15 protein-coding genes and 1 riboswitch are annotated in these 18,492 nt (G+C 75.0%); of the genes, 10 read left to right on the top strand and 5 right to left on the bottom strand.

Translation table 11 applies throughout. The features are described 5' to 3' along the window. Positions 1 to 167: 167 nt before the first annotated feature. Positions 168 to 2,786, bottom strand: a complete 2,619-nt coding sequence (locus NMK44_RS27685; protein ID WP_254748016.1) for an MXAN_6230/SCO0854 family RING domain-containing protein — start codon at positions 2,784 to 2,786, stop codon at positions 168 to 170. 252 nt (positions 2,787 to 3,038) lie between these two features. Between NMK44_RS27685 and NMK44_RS27680 the strand changes: the two genes are divergently transcribed. From NMK44_RS27680 to NMK44_RS27650, 7 genes are all read left to right on the top strand, one after another. Beyond that, positions 3,039 to 3,914, top strand: coding sequence for a YwqG family protein (locus tag NMK44_RS27680; protein WP_254748014.1), 876 nt, complete (start codon positions 3,039 to 3,041; stop codon positions 3,912 to 3,914). A gap of 88 nt (positions 3,915 to 4,002) precedes the next feature. Beyond that, positions 4,003 to 4,096: riboswitch (TPP riboswitch) on the top strand. After that, positions 4,088 to 5,527 (top strand): purine-cytosine permease family protein, encoded by a 1,440-nt coding sequence (locus NMK44_RS27675; RefSeq protein ID WP_254748012.1) that lies wholly within the window; start codon positions 4,088 to 4,090, stop codon positions 5,525 to 5,527. It overlaps the preceding riboswitch by 9 nt. 44 nt (positions 5,528 to 5,571) lie before the next feature. Then, on the top strand, positions 5,572 to 6,384 hold the full coding sequence (gene thiM / locus NMK44_RS27670) for a hydroxyethylthiazole kinase (RefSeq protein WP_254748010.1): 813 nt from the start codon (positions 5,572 to 5,574) through the stop codon (positions 6,382 to 6,384). After that, the gene (gene thiE, locus NMK44_RS27665) at positions 6,381 to 7,127 is read left to right on the top strand and encodes a thiamine phosphate synthase (protein ID WP_254748008.1); all 747 of its coding nucleotides are present in this window, start codon (positions 6,381 to 6,383) and stop codon (positions 7,125 to 7,127) included. The genes thiM and thiE overlap by 4 nt, the downstream gene beginning before the upstream one ends. 192 nt (positions 7,128 to 7,319) lie before the next feature. Continuing rightward, on the top strand, positions 7,320 to 8,888 hold the full coding sequence (crtI, locus tag NMK44_RS27660) for a phytoene desaturase family protein (protein WP_254748006.1): 1,569 nt from the start codon (positions 7,320 to 7,322) through the stop codon (positions 8,886 to 8,888). After that, positions 8,885 to 9,907 carry a phytoene/squalene synthase family protein gene (locus NMK44_RS27655; protein WP_254748004.1) on the top strand — a complete coding sequence of 341 codons (1,023 nt, stop codon included), beginning with the start codon at positions 8,885 to 8,887 and terminating at the stop codon, positions 9,905 to 9,907. The genes crtI and NMK44_RS27655 overlap by 4 nt, the downstream gene beginning before the upstream one ends. Then, positions 9,904 to 10,923 carry a Rieske (2Fe-2S) protein gene (locus tag NMK44_RS27650; protein WP_254748002.1) on the top strand — a complete coding sequence of 340 codons (1,020 nt, stop codon included), beginning with the start codon at positions 9,904 to 9,906 and terminating at the stop codon, positions 10,921 to 10,923. The genes NMK44_RS27655 and NMK44_RS27650 overlap by 4 nt, the downstream gene beginning before the upstream one ends. Before the next feature lie 50 nt (positions 10,924 to 10,973). On the opposite strand, the gene NMK44_RS27645 is transcribed toward NMK44_RS27650, so the two are convergent. From NMK44_RS27645 to NMK44_RS27630, 4 genes are all read right to left on the bottom strand, one after another. Then, entirely contained in the window at positions 10,974 to 12,545 is a 1,572-nt protein-coding gene (locus NMK44_RS27645; RefSeq protein WP_254748000.1) for an FAD-dependent oxidoreductase, read from the bottom strand. After that, the gene (locus tag NMK44_RS27640) at positions 12,542 to 13,297 is read right to left on the bottom strand and encodes a class I SAM-dependent methyltransferase (RefSeq protein ID WP_254747998.1); all 756 of its coding nucleotides are present in this window, start codon (positions 13,295 to 13,297) and stop codon (positions 12,542 to 12,544) included. The genes NMK44_RS27645 and NMK44_RS27640 overlap by 4 nt, the downstream gene beginning before the upstream one ends. Next, entirely contained in the window at positions 13,294 to 14,508 is a 1,215-nt protein-coding gene (locus tag NMK44_RS27635; protein ID WP_254747996.1) for a lycopene cyclase family protein, read from the bottom strand. Before NMK44_RS27635 ends, NMK44_RS27640 begins: the two co-directional genes overlap by 4 nt. 181 nt (positions 14,509 to 14,689) lie before the next feature. Then, complete coding sequence (locus NMK44_RS27630; RefSeq protein WP_254747994.1) at positions 14,690 to 15,046, bottom strand: hypothetical protein; 357 nt, start codon at positions 15,044 to 15,046, stop codon at positions 14,690 to 14,692. A 155-nt stretch (positions 15,047 to 15,201) separates the two neighbouring features. Between NMK44_RS27630 and NMK44_RS27625 the strand changes: the two genes are divergently transcribed. From NMK44_RS27625 to NMK44_RS27615, 3 genes are all read left to right on the top strand, one after another. Beyond that, positions 15,202 to 15,678 carry a hypothetical protein gene (locus tag NMK44_RS27625; protein ID WP_254747992.1) on the top strand — a complete coding sequence of 159 codons (477 nt, stop codon included), beginning with the start codon at positions 15,202 to 15,204 and terminating at the stop codon, positions 15,676 to 15,678. A 154-nt stretch (positions 15,679 to 15,832) separates the two neighbouring features. Next, complete coding sequence (locus NMK44_RS27620) at positions 15,833 to 16,456, top strand: GOLPH3/VPS74 family protein (protein WP_254747991.1); 624 nt, start codon at positions 15,833 to 15,835, stop codon at positions 16,454 to 16,456. 213 nt (positions 16,457 to 16,669) lie between these two features. Next, positions 16,670 to 18,466, top strand: a complete 1,797-nt coding sequence (locus tag NMK44_RS27615) for a carbohydrate-binding protein (RefSeq protein ID WP_254747989.1) — start codon at positions 16,670 to 16,672, stop codon at positions 18,464 to 18,466. Positions 18,467 to 18,492 lie beyond the last annotated feature (26 nt).

The following is an 18,492-nucleotide window of genomic DNA, read 5'->3' as shown; positions in this document are numbered from 1 at the left end:
CCGTCCATCCCGCCGATCGGCGTGCGTTATGACAACTGCACCATCGGGCCGCGGCCCCACTGAAAGGCCGGGAATTCCCCCGGAATGGACATAGGGCGCATGAGTACGACGAAGCTCATGACTTCGGGCGGGGCGCGGTGCCGCGCCCCGCCCGGGGCCACCGGCGCTCAGTCGGCCGTCGGGCCGCTGTGCGCCAGGGAGTTGACCACATCGGAGGCGGTGAGCAGGCGCACCACCGCCGCGTCAAGACCCGCCGGGTGCAGTGCGTACACCGGGCAGCCGGCGGGCAGCGGGACGTCCCCGCGGACGAGGAACGCCGCGCCGATCCGGGCGGGATCCTGACCGGTGTCACCGGCCGACGGGTCGTGGTCCGGTGCGCCGATACGTCCCGCGAAGGCGAGGGCGTCCTCGTCCGCACGGCGGCGGTACGGGGTGACCGAACCGTCGGAGTGGCGCAGCAGCACGGTGGTGGCACGGGCCGCGGCCTGCCAGACGGCGAGTTCACCGAGCTCGACCCGGGCACCCGAGGTGAACAGACCGGTCAGGCTCCTGCCGAGGGCGGCCAGCACCTCGACGTGCCGGTGGACGGCGTGGTGGGTGCCGGAGACGCCCTGGACCACGTCGAGCCAGCGCATGGTGCGCCCGGGGATGTCCAGGACCAGCGGTACCGAACTCCGGGCGGCGGACGTCAGGTCGAAGCGCTGCTCGACGGCGCGGGGATCGAAGACCGGCCCCTTGTCGCCCGGCTCGTCGCGCACCATGAAACCGGCGAACGCCTCGGGCAGTTCGTCGAACGGCACGCCGTTGTAGGAGAACACCACGGCGACGGCGTAGCGCACACCCGCCCGCTCCAGCTCGTCCAGGTCCAGGTCGAGGAACTCCGACGCGCCGTCCGGGGCCGGGGCGCTGGTGCGGTCCCCGGAGTGGACGGCACCGGTGTGGCGGAGTCGGGTGTAGTCGCAGGTGCCGATGTGCTCCCACGCCCCGTTGAACAGCGCGAGCGACAGGTCCAGATCGGTGTCGCCGGACTCCTCGCTCTCCATCCAGTGCAGGAACAGCCGCAGCGTGCGGCCTGGGGTGAGCGGACGCTCGCTGCCGCGCGGCAGGGTCACCAGGGCGCGCGAGGCGGTCCGCTCGGCGAACGGCGCCACGATGCCGTCCAGATCGGCGTCGACGACGGCCACGTCGAGCGGGCCGAGGGCGGCGGCGCGGCGCAGCACCTCCTCGGTCAGCGCGGTGATGGCCGCCTCGACGGCGTGACCGGCCGGTATGTCCCGCTCGTCATCGGCAAGATACGCCTTGGCCTGGGGACCCTTGGGGAAGAACACCCGCTCGCCGGTGGGCTGCCGCCGGGAGCGCAGCGCGCCGAGCGCGGACAGCAGCACCGCGGGCGAGACCCGGGTGGCCGCCGTGGGCAGCGCGGACAGCACCGGTCCGGTGTCCTCACCGGCCAGCCGCAGCAGGTGGTCCAGCCGGCGCAGCAGTTCGCCGGGGCGCTGGGTGAGCAGTGCGGTGGCGCGGCGGTGGTCACCCTCGGCGAGCGCGGTCTCCACCCGCCCGCCCCAGGTGCGCACCCGCGGCCGGTCGCCACCGGTGTCGACCGTGGTCAGGGGCTCTGCGGCGGTGCGCAGGGCGTCGCCGAACCGGTCATGGGACAGCCGGGTGTTCCGCAGGGCCGCCACCGCGAGCGCGGCGCGCGGGAAGCGGTCCGCGTACTCGAAGGGGTGCAGCGCATGGGCCGCGGGGATCCACAGCGCACGGTGGCGCCGCATGTCGGCCACGGCGAGGGCGGGGTCGAGCGCGTCCAGCGCGCCCAGCAGGGCCCGGCGCACCGGCCGGGGCACCGGGGCCAGCCGCGGTACCTCCACCAGACCGGGGTCACCGCCGGACCACACGATGAGCAGCCGCAGGATGTCGGTGGCGGTGTCCAGCCGGGCCGCCACCTCGGGCAGCACCGCCGCGCGCGTCCCCGGTGCGCGCAGCAGCCACGCCAGGACCCGCGCCTTGGTCTCGCGACCGGGCAGCGCGGCGGGCAGCCAGTCCAGGTCCGCCCGGCCGCAGACCTCGAGCAGCGCCTCCAGGTCATCGGCGTCCTGCGGGGACAGCGCGGCGGTACGGCCCAGCAGCCGGCCGGTCTCCTCACGGACGGCGCGCCGACGGTCCGCCATATCGCCGCCGAGGGCCAGGACGCGCAGCCGCTCGGGCAGCGCGCGGTGGCGTCCGGCCCCGGCCCGCGGCGGGGCCGGGAGCAGGAACGGATCGTCGGCGCAGAGGGCGCGGTGGCAGATCGGGCAGGCGGCGAAGTCCGAGCCGTCGAAGCACCGGCGGCACACCAGATGCGCACACGGTGAGACGGCGTGGACGGTGGACTCGCCTTCGCACAGGACGCACGGCTGCCGCGGATGCTGTGTCAGCAGGGCCAGCACCCGCTCCACGTAGAATTCCGTGGTGTCATACGGGGTGGAGTCGGGGAACTTCCGGAAGAGCGGGGTGTGCTCGCGGTCGGCGCCCAGCGCCCGGTCGATATCGGCGAGCAGGGTGCGTCCGGCGACGGCCATCGCCGTCGGTCCGCCCGCGGTCAGGGCCTCGCGCAGCGGCGCGGACAGCACATAGCCGCGGTCCAGGAGGTCGGCCTCGAGCAGGGTCACACCGGCGAGGACGTCCGGGGACACCGGTCCCGAGCCGTCACGGGCGGGCAGGTACACCGCGCCGCGCCGGGTGAGCAGCACCTCGGCGACGCTGCGGAGTCCGGTCCGGGCACCTGTGGTCCGGGTGGTGGTGGTCATGCTGAATCCCCCTTGTCCGACGGCCACCGCCGCCGGAAAAACAGCCGCGCCCGCCGGTCGGGGCGGGCGCGGCGTGAAGCCTTGGAGCGGGCGGAAGTTCGGTGCGCTCGTTGTCGTAGTAATCGAGTGAGAAGGAAGCACACCTGAGAGCCGCCCGCTGATCCAGAACGTACCAAGCCCGGTGGGCGGTTCGCAGATCTTTTCCAGGGGCCCGGTGCGGGTCTGCCGGTGTCCCCGGTCACCATGGTGCGCATGGACACCCAGGAGAACACCGCGCCCGACGCCCTGCGCAGGCTGGCCCGCACCCATCTGCCCCCGGAGCTGGCCGACCGCTGGACGGGACTGCTGCGCCCCGCCGCACACCTGGTGGCGGCCGGTCCGGGCGATCCGGTGGTCGGCCGGCTCGGCGGTCTGCCCCGGCTGCCCGAGGACATCGAGTGGCCCGTCTGGGAAGGCTACGGTCCGCTGTCGTTCGTGGCCGTGGTCGACTGTGCCGCACTGCCCGTGGATGACCTGGACATTCCGCTGCGCCCCGAGGGCAGCCTGGCCTTCTTCTACCTCGAGGACGAGGAGTGCGAGGCGGTGGTGGACACCTGTGATCCGGACACCTGGGCGGGTGCGCGGCTGCTGCATCTGCCGCCGGGGGCCGACGGTTTCCCCGAGCGGCCCGCTCCCGAGGGGCTCACTCCGTACCCGGCCGTACCCCTGACCGTCCGGGTGGCGCCGAGCCCCCCGGACTCCGAATCGACCGTGCTGAGCCGGGAGTTCGGGCTCGGCGCGCTGTCCGTCATGGAGCGCTACGGCCACCCGGTGCGCGATGACGCCTTCATGGAGGCGCTGTGGGACCACCGGAGCGGCGCCGCGCACCAGATCGGCGGGCACGCCCAGTGCGTCCAGGGTGCCGTGGAGATCACGGTGGCCAAGGCGGTGCTGGGCGACGGCGTCGACTGGGAGGATCCGCGCGTGGAGGAGGAGTCGGCGCGATGGGTGCTGCTGGCCCAGTTCGACTCCGACGAGGACACCGGGATGATGTGGGCCGACGCCGGTGTCCTGTACTGGCTGATCCGTCCCGAGGACCTCGCCGCGGGCCGTTTCGACCGGGCGATGTTCACCTGGCAGTGCGGCTGACGCGCCGCCGTACCGGACGGTTCGCGGACCGCTGACGTGCGGCCTCGGGACGGGGGTCGCCGGGTGAGGGGTTACGCTGGGGCCGCCTTACCCGGACACGGGGTGCCCCTGCGGGGGCTGAGATCACACCCGTCGAACCTGAACCAGTTAGCACTGGCGGAGGGATGTCACCCATGTCACTGCCGCATGCCCCCGGCGAGCCGGCCGTATCCGGCCCCGTCTCCGTCCACGACGGACGGATGCCCGCCGCACCCGGCGATCTGCGGGTCGAGGCCCGCGGTATCGCGCCCGTGCCCGAGACCCACCGCTACGGCGGGCCGGGGCGGCTGTTCACCGTGTGGTTCGCCCCGAACCTGACCATGACCGGTGTGTTCACCGGCACCGTCGGTATCGCCCTGGGCCTGGACTTCGCCACCGCGCTCACCGCGGTGGTGCTGGGCACCCTCCTGGGCGCCCTGCCCACCGCGTACCTGGGGACCTGGGGCAGCCGGACCGGGGCCGGACAGCTCCCGCTGGCACGGCTGGCCTTCGGCCGGGCCGTCGCGGTGCCCGGTGTCCTCCAGTGGCTCTCCTCGGTCGCCTGGGACGCGCTCATCGGCCTGTTCGGCGGGGACGCGCTGGCCCGGCTGTGCGGCTGGCCGTTCTGGCTGGGTGTGCTGGTGATGATGGCCGCCCAGGGAGCGCTCGGGGTGTTGGGCTACGAGGCCATCCACCGGATGCAGACGGTGATGACGTTCGTGCTCGCCGCCGCCTTCCTGGCGCTCGCGGTGAAGCTGGCGGACAGCGCGGACCCGGTCACCGCCGGTGCCGCCCAGGGTGCGGACCGCGCCGGTGCGTTCGTCCTGACCAGCACGATCGCCCTGAGTCTCGCACTGTCGTGGGCGCCGTACGCCAGTGACTTCAGCCGCTATCTGCCGCGCGCCACCTCACGGGCGCGGATGTTCTGGTGCACCCTCCTCGGGGTCACCCTCTCCTTCGTGGCGGTGCAGGCGCTGGGACTGTGGGGCGCCTCGGTGCTCACCGACCAGACGGCCCGGGGTGTGGACGAGGCGCTGGGCGGTGGCACACCGGGCGCGCTCGGACTGCTGGCCGTGGCGCTGGCCGCGCTGTGCAGCAACGCCATGAACGACTACAGCGGCTCGCTGGCACTGCAGACCGTCGGGGTGCGGATCCCGCGTCCGCTCGCGGCCGCCCTCGCCGCCGTACTGGGCTTTCCGCTGGTGCTGTGGATGCACGCCGCGGACACCACCGCCCGCTTCCAGAACGTGCTGCTGTTCGTCGGCTACTGGATCCCCGGCTTCGTCGCCGTGGTGACCGTCGACTGGTTCGCCCGGTCGCGGGCCCGCGGTGGCGCCCCCGTCGACCTGGCCGCCGAAAGCGCCCGGCCGCAGCCCTGGTGGCCCGCGGTCCTGGCGTTCGCCGCCGCTTTCGCCGCGGCGGTACCGTTCATGGACACCACCCTGTACACGGGTCCGGTGGCCGAGGCGCTGCACGGCGCCGACCTCGCCTACTACACGGCCTTCCTCGCGGCACTCCTGGTCTACGCACCGCTCAGACTGCGCCGCCTCGCGCCCGCACCGGCCTCCCGCCAACCCGGCCCGATACCGGAGTGAGCCCGCGCCGCCCCGTCCCGACCCCGTTTCCGGAGCGTTCCCCCATGGCCCCTTCCACCGTCCCCGAGCACACCGCCTTCGCCGCGCACGCCCTCGCCCGGGTGCGGGAGACCACCCCGCTGGTGCAGTGTCTGACCAACGCGGTCGTCACCGGTTTCACCGCGAACGCGCTGCTGGCCCTCGGTGCCTCCCCCGCCATGGTGGACATCCCCGGGGAGGCCGGTCCGTTCGCCGGGATCGCCTCGGGGGTGCTGGTCAACCTGGGTACCCCGCACGCCGAGCAGCGCACCGCCATGACCGAGGCGGCGCGGGCGGCCGCAGCGGCCGGGACCCCATGGGTGCTGGATCCGGTGGCCGTCGGCGTACTGCCGGTGCGCACCGAACTGGCGCGGCGGCTGCTGGGCTTGCGGCCCACCGTGATCCGGGGCAACGCCTCCGAGATCATCGCCCTGGCGGACGGCGGTGGCGGCGGCCGCGGGGTGGACTCCGCACACGAGGTGGAGGCCGCCCGGCGGGCCGCCGGGGAACTGGCCCGCGCCACCGGTGGAGTGGTCGCGGTGTCCGGTCCGGTGGACGTGGTCACCGACGGCACCCGGCACGCCCGGATCGCCAACGGGGACGCGCTGCTGACCCGGGTGACCGGCGGCGGCTGTGCGCTGGGCGCGGTGCTGGCGGCGTTCGCGGCGGTGGACGGGGACCGGTTCGCCACCACAGTGGCGGCGGTGGCCGCGTACACCGTCGCCGCCGAGCGCGCCGCCCGGGAGTCGTCCGGCCCGGGGAGCTTCGCGGTGGCGTTCCTGGACGCCCTGGCCGCGCTGGAGCCGTCGGAGCTCACCGCACAGGCGGCGATCTCATGAGCTCCTCCTGGAATCCGTCTTCCGGGGCGGATCCGTCCGCCGGGGCACCGCCGGTGGATCTGTCGGTGTATCTGGTCACCGACACCGCCCAGTGCGCGGCCCGCGGCCGCAGCGTGGCCGAGACCGTGGCACATGCCGTGGCCGGGGGTGTCACCGCGGTGCAGGTGCGGGAGAAGGCCGCGGACGGCGGGGACTTCCTGCGCACGGTGCTGGAGGTGGCCGCCGTCCTCCCCGAGCCGGTGGCGCTGATGGTCAACGACCGTGTGGATGTGTTCCTGGCCGCACGGGCCGCCGGGGCCCGGGTGACCGGTGTCCACGTGGGCCAGTCGGACCTGCCCGTCGCCGCCGTACGGGAGTTGATCGGCGAGGAGGCGGTGCTCGGGCTGAGCACGGCCACGCCCGAGGAGGTGCGGGCAGCGGCCGGGGAGCCCGCACGCGTCGACCACCTGGGCATCGGCGCCCTGCGCGCCACCCGTACCAAGACCGACGCGCCGCCCGCCCTCGGCCACGACGGCTTCGCGCGGCTGGTCCGGCTCGGTCCGCTGCCCGCCGTGGCCATCGGCGGAGTCACCCCCGCCGATCTGCCGCGGCTGCGGACCGCCGGGGCGGCGGGGGCCGCCGTGGTCTCCGGGGTGTGCGCGGCCGAGGACCCCCGTTCGGCCGCGGCGGCCTACGCCCAGGCGTGGCGGAACACCACACCGGTTGGGCCGAAGGAGTGCCGGGGCGACACGGACACCCGCTGAGCGGGCACCCCTCCTGATGCGACGGCGCGCCGGACGGTGCGCCCGTCGGAGGTGTCGGATGTGGCGGACCGCCCGGGGCGGCTGCCGCCACCGGGCCGCTCAGAGAGGAAGCGCCATGCGCCGCACCGCGGGAGAACGGAGTCCGGCCACCGCCGTGGACGCGGAGGTGGCCGCGCCCGGAGACGGCGGCCGATGAGGACCGTCGACGGACGCACCGACCACGTCGTGGTGGTCGGCGCGGGTCTTTCGGGGCTCGCGGCCACGCTCCATCTGCTGGGCGCCGGACGCCGGGTGACCGTGGTGGAACGGGCGGCCCTGCCCGGCGGACGGGCCGGGCGCACCGAGCGCGGCGGCTACCGGATGGACACCGGCCCGACCGTGCTGACCATGCCGCATCTGATCGAGGAGGCGCTCGCCGCCGTCGGCGACCGGCTCGCCGGCCGACTGGAGCTGATCGGGCTGCATCCGGCCTACCGCGCCCGTTTCGCCGACGGTGAGCACCTCGACGTCCACACCGGCGCCGACGCCATGGAGGCGGAGGTCCGCCGGTTCGCGGGCGCCCGTGAGGCGCGGGGCTACCGGCGGCTGCGGACGTGGCTGGAACGGCTCTACGCGGTCCAGATGCGCCGATTCATCGACACCAACTACGACTCCCCCTGGCAGCTCCTCCACCCCGATCTGGCCCGGCTCGCCGCCCTCGGCGGGTTCGGACGGCTCGACGCGCGGCTCGGCCGCTTCCTCCAGGACGAGCGGGTGCGCCGGGTGTTCAGCTTCCAGGCGCTCTACGTCGGGGTGCCGCCCGCGCGGGCACTGGCCGCGTACGCGGTCATCGCGTACATGGACACGGTGGCCGGGGTGTACTTCCCGCGCGGCGGTGTGCACGCCCTGCCGACCGCGCTGGCCGGCGCCGCCGCCGACGCGGGTGCCGAACTGCGCTACCGCCACCGGGTCACCCGGCTGGAGCGCACCGGGGACCGTGTGACCGCCGTCCTGACCGACCAGGGCCGCATCCCCTGTGACGCGGTGGTCCTCACCCCCGATCTGCCGGTCTCCTACGGGCTGTTGGGGCGGCGGCCACGCCGTCCGCTGCGGCTGCGCCACGCCCCGTCGGCGGTGGTGCTGCACGCGGGCACCGACCGCACCTGGCCTGATCTGGCGCACCACACCCTCTCCTTCGGTGCCGCGTGGCGCGGCACCTTCGACGAACTCACCCGCACGGGGCGGACGATGACCGATCCGTCCCTGCTGATCACCCGCCCGACCACCCACGATCCCGGTCTCGCCCCGCCCGGCCGCCATCTGCACTACATCCTCGCGCCCTGCCCCAACACCGAGATCGGGCCCGGTCCGCGGGCGTGGCGGGAGCTGGCGCCCCGCTACCGGGACGGTCTGCTGACCGAGCTGGAGCGCCGCGGACTGACCGGGATCGGTGCCGCCATCGAGGAGGAGTGCCTGGTCACCCCGGCCGACTGGACGGCCGAGGGGCATGCGGCGGGCACTCCGTTCTCCGCCGCGCACACCTTCGCGCAGACCGGCCCGTTCCGGCCGCGCAACCTGGTGCGCGGAGTGGCGAACGCGGTGCTGGCCGGATGTGGCACCACACCCGGTGTCGGGGTGCCGACGGTGCTGCTCTCCGGCAAGCTGGCCGCGCTGCGGATCACCGGACAGCCCTCCGGCGCCGGACGGCCGCCGTCCCGCGCCACCGCCCGGCCCCCCGCTCTGACCGATGCGGAACCCGCAGGAAAAGGCGTCGGCCCATGACCGCCCGGGAGCTGGACGCGGCGGGGATCACCGACCCGGCGCTGCGCGCCGCGTACACCCGCTGCCGGGCGCTCAACGCACGCCACGGCAAGACGTACTTCCTGGCCACCCGGCTGCTGCCGGTGGCCCGCCGCCCCGCGGTGCACGCCCTGTACGGTTTCGCCCGCTGGGCCGATGACATCGTGGACGACCTGGTGAGCCGGGCCGGTCCGGCCGAGCGCGGCGCGGCGCTCGACGCGCTCCGGACCCGGCTGACCACCGGGCTGCGCACCGGCACCAGTGACGATCCGGTGGTCCGGGCCCTGGCGCACACCGCCGCCGTGTACGGCATCGACCACCGCCACTTCACCGACTTCATGGCCTCCATGCGCAGCGATCTGGCGGTCACCGACTACGCCACCTACGACGACCTGCGCGCCTATATGCACGGCTCCGCGGCCGTCATCGGGTTGCAGATGCTCCCCGTGCTCGGCACCGTCGTCCCGCGCGCGGAGGCCGCTCCGCACGCCGCCGCGCTGGGTGTCGCCTTCCAGCTCACCAACTTCCTGCGGGACGTGGGCGAGGATCTGGAGCGCGGCCGGGTCTATCTGCCCCGTGACCTTCTGGCGGCACACGGGGTGGACCGGGAGCTGCTGGAGTGGAGCCGCGCCACCGGGGTCCACGACCGGCGGATCGTGGCCGCGCTGCGGGCCGCGGCCGGGCTCACCCTCGGGGTGTACCGCGAGGCGACCCCCGGGCTGGCCATACTCGATCCGGTGTCCCGGCCGTGCATCCGTACGGCCTGTGTGCTCTACGGCGGCATCCTGGACGCCATCGCGGCGGACGACTACCGCGTGGTGCACCGGCGTTCGGCCGTTCCGCGCCGCCGCCGTGCCGCGGTGGCGGTGGACGGGCTGGGCCGGGTCGCGGCCGCCCGGCTCCGGGACCGCACCGGCCGGGCCCGGGGACCGGAACCCGATGGGGTGTCCGGCCCCGCGCCAGCACACCGCGGGGCCTTCGCACGGGAGGGCTCCGTATGACCTTCCTCCATGCCCGGCGCGGCCGGTACGCCCTGCGGCTGCGCCGCGGTTCCGTGCCGTGGGAACGGCAGCCGCCCACCTGGCGGGAGGCCCGTCCCGCGCTCATCGCCGACGCGCTGGCCCGCGCGCGGGCCCGGCCCTGCGGCAACTGGTTCGTCCTGGCCGCCTCGCGGGACGTCCGGCCGGGGCGGCCGTTCGGCCGCACCGTCGCAGGTGTCGAGGTAGTGGTGTGGCGGGGCGCCGACGGGGCGCTGCGCGCCGGGCCCGGGGCGTGTCCGCACCTCGGCGCCCCGCTCAAGGACAGCCCGGTGCGCTGCGGCACCCTGATCTGCCGCTGGCACGGACTCGCCCTGGACGGCGGGCCGTTCGCGGGCTGGGACCCCTTCCCGGCGTACGACGACGGGGTACTGGTCTGGGTACGGCTGGACCGGACCGGTGGTGAACGCCCCCTGGAGCGGCCGGCCGTCCCGGTCCGGCCCGATCCGGTCCGCGCGCTGAGCGCCGTGTACACCGGTGTCGGCCGCTGCGAACCGCAGGATGTGGTGGCCAACCGGCTCGATCCATGGCACGGCGCATGGCTCCACCCGTACTCGTTCGTCGATCTGACGGTGGTGAAGGCACCCGCCGGGGATGACACCGCGGACCCGGAAGGCGACGCCTTCGTGGTGGAGGTCGCGTTCAAGGTGGCGGGGCGGGCGACGGTCCCGGTCCGGGCGGAGTTCACCGCGCCCGGTCCACGGACCGTCGTGATGCGCATCGTGGCGGGCGAGGGGCAGGGGTCCGTGGTCGAAACCCATGCCACGCCCCTGACCCCGGACGCGGCGGGGCGGCCCCGTACGGCGGTGATCGAGGCGGTGGTCGCGGTGTCGGACCGGCCGGGGTTCGGCGTGGCGCGCGCCGCGGCCCCGGCGCTGCGCCCGCTGATCCGCGCGGCGGCCGCCCGGCTGTGGCGTGACGACCTGGCGTACGCGGAGCGACGCTGGGCCCTGCGGAGCGCGGGCAGGTTCCCGGGCTGACCACCCGCCGCACTCCCGCCCATCAGTCGCCGCCCATCAGTCGCCGCCCGTCAGCCGCCGCCCAGCCCGGCCAGCGCGCGCAGCGCCGCCGAACGGCCCTTCGGCGGCACCGTCCACAGCGTCTGTCCCCGGACGCCCCACCGCTCCAGCAGGGCGTTCGCGGCGAGGAAACCGGTGGTCGCCGCGCGTTCCATCAGCGCCACCGGCAGGGCGGTGCGCACCAGATCGCCCGCCAGCACGACGGAGGGATCGGGGGTGCGCACCGTGGGACGGCCGCCGAACCCGCCGACCGGGAACAGCGGGCAGTCCGCCCGCCACTCATGGCACCGCGCAATGATCCGTGCCTCCCGCGTCTCCGGGTAGACCTGGTGCAACTGGGCGATCAACGCCTCCTGTCCGGCCTCGCGGTCGAGGTCCGGGGCGACGGCGTAGGCATGCAGTTCGACCACCGAACCGCCGGTGCGGGCGGCCCACCGGGCCGCCTCGCCCTCCCAGCGCTCCAGCACGCTGACGTTGTCCAGCGCGCCGTAGCCACTGGTGCCGAGGAAACCGGGGCGGTCGGCGCGCACCGGACGGTCCAGCCACAGCCGGGACACCAGGAACGGCGGCGCCGTGCGCAGCCGTTCGATCCCGGCCCGCCACCGTCCGGTGCCCAGCCGCGGTGAGTCCGCCACCACCCGGCGCAGCCCGTCGGTGTCCAGTGCCAGCACGGCCGCGTCATGGCGCCGGGTGGCGCCGTCCGCGGTGAGCCGTACCCCGCCGCCCGGTTCCGGCTCCAGGCGCTCCACCGGGCTCCCCGTCCGCAGCCGTGCGCCGTGGCCGGTCAGATAGCGGCCCAGCGGTTCCCACAAGGCCTGCGGGAACGGCTCCCGGGGCACGTCGAAGAGCAGTCCCTCCGCGGAGCCGAGGAAGTAGATGTGGAACATCAACGCCAGCTCGGCGGCGGAGAGTTCGCCCGGGTCGGCGAAGAAACTGCGCGAGAACACTTCGAACGCCAGATGCCGCGCGGCCTCGGGGAAGCGGATCCGGGTGAGGAAGTCCCGTGCGCTGATGCCGTCCAGCCGCTCGTACACCTCCGGCACCCGGACGTCCAAGAGGGGCAGCGCGGCGGCCGGACGCATCCGCAGCAGGTCCCGCACACCGAAGCTGGGGCTCAGCGCCACGAAACCCAGGGCGCTCAGCGGCGGGGTGCGGGGCACCCGGGCGAAGCTGTCGTACGTGCCCCGGCTGTGCCGCAGTGGGTAGTCCGGCAGTCCGGTGAGCGTCCGCAGTCCGGGGTCGGTCCGCCGCAGCAGTCCGCGGAGGTTGTAGTACTGCCGGAAGAAGGCGTGGAAGCCGCGGCTCATGGTGACCTGTGAGCCGTCGTCCAGCCGTACCGGCCAGCCCGCGAGCCGTCCGCCGAGGTGTGCCTCCCGCTCGTACAGGGTGACGTGGACACCGCGTTCGGCCAGGCAGGTGGCGGCGGCGAGTCCGGCGACACCGCCACCGGCCACCGCCACGCTCGGTGCGTCCCCGGTGATCCGGGGCCGTCCCGCCGGCGGCGGCAGCACCCGGGCGCGGCGGTCGCGGCCCCGGCGCGGTACGGCGCCGTCGACCGCGCAGCGCCGTCCCACGGCGGTCACCAGGTGGTCCGGTGGCCGGGTACGCCGGTGGCCGCGCCGCCCACGACGGTGTGCACCACCCCGGTCTGCCAGCCGGGCATCGGCACCACCCTGACCTGGTCGAAGCCGGCCCGCCGCATCCGTTCGCGGAAGGCGTCCGCGGTGTCGAACTCCGCGACGCTGCGGCGGAGGTGGCGGTAGAGGGCCCGGTCCCCGGTGAGGGTTCCGGCGGGCTGGACGATGGCGCGGCACACCGCGGTCCACACCGCCCGGTGCAGGGGGTTGCCGCTGAGCAGGTAGTCGTGCACCGCCAGCCGGCCGTGGGGCACGAGCAGCGCCCGGACGGTGCCGAGCAGCGTGTCCGGGTCGGTGACGTTGCGGAACAGATAGGCGGCGAAGACCGCGTCGAACGACCCCGCGCCCCAGGTGGCGGAGAGCCGCTCGGCAGGGGTGTGCACGAAGCGGACCCGGGACGGCCAGCGCTTGGCGGTGGCCCGCTCCAGCATGCCCACCGAGGCGTCCACGGCCACGATCTCCGCCTCGGGCGCGGCCTTGAGCAGTGCGGCGGTGGAGGCCCCGGTACCGCAGCCGAGGTCGAGCAGCCGCAGCCCGGCGCCGTGCGCGGGCAGTCCCAGGCGCCGGGCGGAGCGGCGCAGATGGCCGTGGTAGCCGGGGTTGAGGGCGATCAGCCGGTCGTAGCCGGATGCCGCGCGGTCGAAAGCGGCGGCCAGTTCCGCGTCGCGCAGCAGGGCCGGTGTGCGATGTGGTGTCATACCGCCTCCACGGGGGCCGGGGTGTGGCGTCGCAGCCAGGGCAGTTCGGCGACGGTGCGCAGCATGGCGGGCACGGGGGTGCGCAGCCCGATGGCGAAGTCCTCGGCCGCCCGGGTGCGTCCGTCGAGGAAGCGCAGCAGCCGTTCCATCGGCACCTGCCGGAACAGTCCGGTGAAGAACGCCGCGCCGTCCACCCGACCGGCCGCCAGGGCCCGCAGCAGTACCGCGTCCATCGCCCGCGCCCGCGGGCGGTGGGGCCGGGGCGGCACCGGGGGCCGCCCGCGCCGCCACGCCTCCGCGGCCGCCCGGCTCTGCCGTTGCACGGTGGCGAAGGTGTAGCCGGTGGACGGACGGGTGGCGCCGCCGGCGGTGCCGATGCGGAACACCGCGGCGCCGGTCCGCCGGGGGAAGCGTGCGTCGGTCATCGGGATGACCCCCTGCTCGACGGCGGTCACCTCGAAGCGGTCCAGGCCGAGCACCTGCCGTGCGTAGTGGGTGAGGGCGCGGTCGTACCCGGTGTCGCCGAGGACGGCAGGGGAGAACTCGGTGTACTCCACGAGCGCTTCGCACGGGCCGAACGGCAGGATGTAGCCGAAGGACAGTCCGCGCGGCGGCTGTGGGGTGCGGAAGTCCATGAGGTCCGCCACCGCCGGGTCGAAGCGGGGCAGCGGGGTCCGGATGAACCAGCCGCGGAAGTGCTGGAGGAGTGTGGTGCGGGCCGGTGGCAGCGGCCGGGGCGGCCGGGAGTCGAACGCCCAGCGGGCCCGCAGTACGACGGGCTCTCCCGCGGGGCCCGTCCCCCGTACCTCGGCGCCGCCCGGTGCGTCGGTGACGGTGTGCACGGCGGCCGCCACCCGCCGGAATCCGGGACACCGCCCGGTGCGCCGGGCCACGAACGCCTCGAAGTCACCGGATCGGAGCATCTTGTAGCGCAGTCCGGCCGGCCGTCCCTGCACCGTCTCGCCACCGGGGCCACGCACCCGGAGCCGCTCCCAGGACGCGGTGAGCACCTCGTCGAACTCACCGCCGGGCGGCTCCCAGTAGCACCAGGTGCGCTCGGGCGGGCGCAGCGGACCGGGCGGGGCGTCGACCAGGGTGACCTGGGGCGAAGGCGCGTTCCATGGTTGCGCGCACAGCCGGTACGCGAGCGAGAGCCCGGCCGCGCCCGCGCCCACGATGACGATGTCCCCGTGGATGTCCCCGTCCCGCACGGCGGCGCCTCCTTCCGCGCACAAGGGCCCTGGACCACGGCACCCCGGGGCTCTCGCCCCGCGGCACCGCGGCTCCACTGTTCCCTATGCGCGGCCGGTACGGAGGTACGGCGGTGGACGTGTCGCCCGGGTCCACCGCCGATGACGCCCCATCAGCGGGTCACCGCACCGCTCCACGGTGTCAGAGCAGGCCGACGATACGTGGTGGCGCGAAGACATGGCGCGCCCGGTGCTCGAGGACCAGCAGCTCCGGAAGGCGCCGTCGCAGGTCGGACATGCACTTCTCACACGACTCGTCGGCGTCGGGGAGGAATTCCTCGTGCTCCACGGCGATATGCCGGGCCAGCCGGATCTGGGTGGTCACCACACTGTCGCTGGGATCGCAGTCCACCCCCGGCCCGAATTCCTCCAGCGCCGCCTCCACGACCTCGGGAGCCAGCTTCATCGCCTTGTACAGCTCGATGCACTCCCCGCAGCCCCACATCCAGGAAGGAGGGAGCGGCCATTCGTCGTCGGGGTGCTCGTTCCCGGCATCCATGCGGCTCACAGTAGCGACATTCAGGAGTCCCCGAGGGCATAACGGCCACATCCGTCTGTTCCATCGGTAATCAGCCGATGGCGCCCCGGAGATGCGCTCCTCGGACTCCGGTCACGGCCCTCGGCCACGGGGCGCGCGTCTGACAGGATGACGGGGTGGGAGGCGTGGACGACAGCGGCCGTCCGTCCGACGGTTTCGAGGTGGCCACCGGCGACGGACGGGCCCGGGACGAGGACGGCCGGGAAGCCGCGGTACGGACCGCGTTCGAAGGGCTGCTGCAGATCCGGCGGTTGATGAACTCCGGTTCCGCCGACCCCGGAGCGCTGCCCGCCGCGTGGGAGCGGCACCAGCCGGTGCGCGCGGTGTCGCTCGCCCTGGAGGCCGCCGGTGTGCGTCCCTCGGCGGTGGACGCCGGCGGCCACCGCGTCACGACCGGCTACCGGGTGTGCGCGGCGGACCGGTCCGGGGTGGTGCGGGTCGAGTGGCTGGGCCCGTCCGGCAGCGGCGCCGGGTACGCCGCGCAGGAGGCGCTGCGGGAGTGCGCCGCGGTCCTGGGGCGGCTGGGCTGGGAGGCGCTGGAGTACCGCGGGCCGCGCGGCCGGCGCTTCCTCGAGGTGGAAGCCCTGGTCTGACCGGCGCCGGCGGGGAAACGGGCGCGCCCGCCTCCGGCCCGTGGTTTGCGCGGCCACGGCCACGGTCGCACGCTGGACACATGGCCGAGCGTCCGCACGCCACCGTCCGTCCGGCCGCCCCCCGCGGTGGGCGGCCGGTGCCGGGGAGCCGTCCATGACCACACCACGGGATCTGCTGATCATGGCCATGGACATGGCGTCCAGCCGGTCCGTCGACCGCGGCGACCTGTCGCTCGCGCTGGCGGGCGCCGAGGCCATCGATCTCCTGGACGCCCGGGCCATCGGGCTGGACGGCGAGCGCATCGTGCCGGGCCCGCCACTGCCCCTGGCGGACCGGATGCTGGACCAGGCCGCCGCCTCCCTCACCCGGGAACCGCCGTACGAACCGGTCGGCGAATGGCTGTGGCGCAGGGGCCGCGGGCTGCCGGAGGCGTATCTGGGCACGCTGGAGGCGGACGGGGACGCGGTCCGGGAGCGGCACCGCCGATGGGTGGTCTTCCACACCGACGAGCTGGTGCTCGTCGACTCCACCGCCCGCCGTCGCGCGGAGCACCGGCTGCGCTCGGACGAACCCGTCCTCGCGACACTCGCCGCGGCGGTCGGGATCGACGACCCGGCCGGACCCGGCTCGCCCACCGTGACACGGGTGGACGACGTGGCGACGGCCACCGTGCTCACGGCCGTGGACGACGCGCTGGGCGAGCTGGCCGTGGAACGGCAGCGCCGGGCGGAGCGGCGCGACGCCGCCACCGCCGACAACGTGCGCCGCGGCTACTGACACCGCCCGGCACCGGCACCGGACACCACCACGGTTCGCCGCGTGGTCCAGACCTACGGCGCACAAGGGGGCGCGCGCCAACTCGCGTGCGCCGTAAGCCTGTTCCGAAGTCTTTTTGACCACCGATCCGCTCTGCTAACTTCCCCAGGCCAGCGCGGCCCGGAGTGCGGTACACCGGGGAATCGGGCCCGCCCGGACGAGGGAGTCGGAGACGTGTCGCAGCTCGACGCTTGTGAACCATCGGTACGCCCCACCGGCAGTCCCCGGTCCGACACCGATCTCATACGGCTGATCGCCGGTGGCCGCCCCTTAGAGGACACCACCGACACACCCGACGACCCGCCCTCCCCCGCACCGGCGGCGGAGGAGGCGGCCGAGGAGTTCCGGCGCCGCCACCTCGCCGCCGTCCGGTCCTACGCCCGCATCTGCTGCCGCGACCGCCTCACGGCCGAGGAACTGGCCGACGAGGTCTTCGAACAGGCCCGGCACACCGTGCGGACCTCCCGGGAGCCGCGCGAGGCATGGCGCCACCACCTGCTGATCCTCGGCTACCGCACGGCCGCCGCCTGGGCCGCCACCCGTCGCCGCACCGATGTGGCACCGGACTTCGCGGCCTGGCTGGACACCTCCCTCGCGGCCCTGTCCGACCCGGCACCCACCGCACGGCTGCTGGAGAACCGGTCGCTGATGCTGCGCGGTTTCCGCAACCTCCCGGGCCGCACCCAGGCCGTTCTCTGGCACACGGCCGTCGACGGGGAGACCGGCGCACCGACGGCACTGCTGCTGGGGGTGGAGCCGGAACGGCTGCCCTCCCTGCGCAAGCGCGCGCTGCGGTCCTACCGCGACGCGTACTTCTGGGCGTACGCGGCCCAGGCCGCGGAGGACGACTGCGGGCGGTTCTGCGGTCTGCTGGACGCGGCAGCGCGCCGCGCCGGAGTGCACCGCAGCGGCGATCTGGAAGGCCATCTGGCCCGCTGCTCCCAGTGTTCCCGGGTGCTGAACGTGCTGGTCGGGCTGGGCGAGCGCCCGGCGCAGGTGCTCGCCGAAGGTCTGCTGCCGTGGGGCGGGCTCGCCTATCTCGCCTCCCGTCCGGCCCCCGGCGGACAGGAGGCCACCGAAGCCGCCACAGGCGTTCCGTCCGCCCGGCCGGCCACCGTGCGCCTCGCCGACGCCCCCGGGGCCGGGGCCGGGGCCGGGGACGGGGACGGCGGTGGCCCCGCCACTCCCCCGGCCGGCCCGGACACCCCGCGGGGCACGGACGGTCCCGGTACCGGGGTGTCCACCCGGCGGATCCCCGTGACGCGGGCGCTGGCCGCGACGCTGACGACTTCCGCCGTGGTGGCCACGGTCGCCGTACTGCTGGTGTCCCCCGGCACCACCACGGACTCCGGTGCGCGGCGGGACACCCCCGCGCCCCTCACCCCGCCCGCCACCGGCGGGGTGTCCCCCTCGGAGCCCGCCCGGGGCACCACCCCGACATCCGGGCCGTCCGACGGCTCCGCCACGTCCGCACCCACCGCCCCGGCGACCCGCGCCCGGCACACCACGGCCCCCGCCCGGCCCGTGCCGGACACCGTCTCCGCCACCTCGGTCATCGCGGCGGACACCTTCGACGCGGCTTCCCTGGGCGACGCGGAGGTCGGCCCGGCCACCGGGGACACCGGCTCCGGAGGAGGCGGCCGCCAGGTCGCCGAGCTGGCCGACGGCGCGTATCTGCGCTACGACGACGTGGACTTCGGCGACGGGTCGAGCCAGTTCCGGGCCCGGGTCGCCTCCGACGCCGCGAACGGGGTGAGCGGGCTGGTCGCCGTCCACCTCGACACCCCCTCCAGCTCCCCCATCGGCACCTTCACGGTGGACACCACCGGCGGCCGGACCGCCTGGCGCACAGTCCCGACGAACATCACCCGCACCACGGGGGTGCACACCGTCTACCTCCGGTTCTCCTCGGACGCCACCGGCCGCCCGCCCTTCGTGGGGCTGCACTGGTTCACCTTCCCGGTGCGCTGACGGTCCCGGTCGCCGGGCCCTGCGAC

It is taken from the genome of Streptomyces cucumeris (assembly GCF_024295805.1).
Classification (GTDB): domain Bacteria; phylum Actinomycetota; class Actinomycetes; order Streptomycetales; family Streptomycetaceae; genus Streptomyces; species Streptomyces cucumeris.
The sequence above is the reverse complement of the archived record's forward strand: the minus strand, read 5'-3'. Positions and strand labels throughout refer to the sequence as shown.